This window comes from Antrihabitans spumae, from assembly GCF_043944905.1.
Lineage (GTDB): Bacteria > Actinomycetota > Actinomycetes > Mycobacteriales > Mycobacteriaceae > Antrihabitans > Antrihabitans spumae.
Map to the genome: position 1 here is coordinate 1 of NZ_JBIMSN010000104.1, position 1,138 is coordinate 1,138.

The 1,138-nt window shown below is 58.9% G+C and carries 2 protein-coding genes; both read right to left on the reverse strand.

What is annotated here, in order from left to right:
- Positions 1-28: 28 nt before the first annotated feature.
- Positions 29-178 carry a hypothetical protein gene (locus ACHIRB_RS21940; RefSeq protein WP_395126770.1) on the reverse strand — a complete coding sequence of 50 codons (150 nt, stop codon included), beginning with the start codon at positions 176-178 and terminating at the stop codon, positions 29-31.
- A 222-nt stretch (positions 179-400) separates the two neighbouring features.
- Positions 401-1,021, reverse strand: a complete 621-nt coding sequence (locus ACHIRB_RS21945) for a hypothetical protein (RefSeq protein WP_395126771.1) — start codon at positions 1,019-1,021, stop codon at positions 401-403.
- Positions 1,022-1,138: the final 117 nt, after the last annotated feature.

A 1,138-nucleotide genomic window follows, 5' to 3' on the forward strand; every position in this document is an offset into this window, starting at 1 on the left:
CAAGATCGAAAACCCAATCCGAAACAGATCAAGCCGGCACGTCAGCCCGGAGAAAGATCTGGGCTAGCCAAGCGAGCTTCGGCAGGTTCCTGACCGAATGCTCCGGACAGGTGATCACATCGACGAGGCAATACAGCCACAGGACGAACGCGATGAGTCCGAGTGCTACGTATGGCATTGTTCGCCCCTCTCCCCAAAGTCGCGATTGCGACAAACGATACGGCAACCCACGATGCACTAGATGGGCGCCGAGTGGTGGTGGTGGCGGCTCACGTACTTCACCACGACGCTGTCTTGTTCATCGGCGGCTTCGCTCCCTGTTTCGACCGGCGGTGGTCGGCGCTTCCGCCGACTGCATCCGCCTCGTGCATGAGTTTCCGGAATGCAATCGATCAGCTGTTCAATCCAGCGAGACATTTGTAAATCGGTACCAATGCCCCCCGACGTCTTGCATCTCGGTCTCGTCGAAACCACGCGGAATCCCGTGTGGCGAATAGACCCAGCCTGGGTTCGAGCTCGATGGTTGTCGGTCACCCCGAGCCTCATGGAAATACACCTCACCGACGCTATTGTCGTAAGCCGTGCGGATGTGGAAGGGCCCGATTTCCATACGACCCGAGTAGGTTCGGCCCGGCTCGTCGAGAAGGCGTTGCGCCTCTTCGACGAACTCGGGCCGAACTGAGTTGAACTCCTGCGTTACCCGATCGGGCTGTGGTCGTGAGGGCTCAGGTGTTGCCACCACAGTGGTAACGAGAGCCGTGGCGACAAGTACAGGCGCGAGAGCGGCAACGACTCCCGCCTTCACGCTTCGGATTCCGACGTAGTAGATCCGTCGTGCCCAAAGGACGGCGGATGCGACCAGAGCGATAATGGCGGCAGCCGCAAGATATGGTGCCAGTTCCGCAGATGGCCACGACCGTCGGACTGCGATGATCGCAAGAACCGTTGCCGCCGTTTCCACTAACGCAATGGCGATGCCACTACGGACGTGAGCCGTTGACGCTCGATCGGGTGCATCCATGTAACGAATCCTATGGTCAAGTCGAAGGCAACGCCGCCGGAGATGTTAGCCTGCCGCTTTCACGGTAATTCCTTCGGAGTTGGTGTCGTACATGAAGAAAGGTGCTATGAGCTGGGA

What these genes read in the sequence shown, in the direction of transcription:
- ACHIRB_RS21945 (WP_395126771.1), bottom strand. Translation starts at nt 1,021, where the DNA reads ATGGATGCACCCGATCGAGCGTCAACGGCTCACGTCCGTAGTGGCATC.
- ACHIRB_RS21940 (WP_395126770.1), bottom strand. Translation starts at nt 178, where the DNA reads ATGCCATACGTAGCACTCGGACTCATCGCGTTCGTCCTGTGGCTGTAT.